Source organism: Saccharothrix sp. ST-888, from assembly GCF_000955975.1.
Classification (GTDB): domain Bacteria; phylum Actinomycetota; class Actinomycetes; order Streptomycetales; family Streptomycetaceae; genus Kitasatospora.
On the sequence record NZ_JYJF01000723.1, the window covers coordinates 1 to 332 of the forward strand.

1 protein-coding gene is annotated in these 332 nt (G+C 75.0%); it reads right to left on the reverse strand.

From position 1 onward, the window contains the following. Positions 1-7: 7 nt before the first annotated feature. Positions 8-205 carry an O-methyltransferase gene (locus UK12_RS42335; RefSeq protein WP_052682440.1) on the reverse strand — a complete coding sequence of 66 codons (198 nt, stop codon included), beginning with the start codon at positions 203-205 and terminating at the stop codon, positions 8-10. Positions 206-332 lie beyond the last annotated feature (127 nt).

The following is a 332-nucleotide window of genomic DNA, read 5'->3' on the forward strand; positions in this document are numbered from 1 at the left end:
GACCGGCTCAGTCCAGCCGACGGGCCAGGGTCAGGCCGTCGGCGACGGTGAGCAGGACCGCCTCGACCCGCTTGTCGGCGCGCACCACCTCGTTGAAGCCCCGGATCGCGGCCGCGCTGCCGGTGGGGGCCGGGTCCACGACCTGCCCGTGGACGAGCGTGTTGTCCAGGACGATGCGCCCGCCGGGCCGCGTCCGCCAGGCCAAACCCTCGCTCTACGCCGGGTGGTCGCCCTTGTCGGCGTCGATGAGGTCCCGGTCGATCCGGGCCTTGTCCTCCGGCGGCGCGCGCAGCGTCTCCCGCGCGTGGCCCATGGTCAGCCCGCTCCGGTTG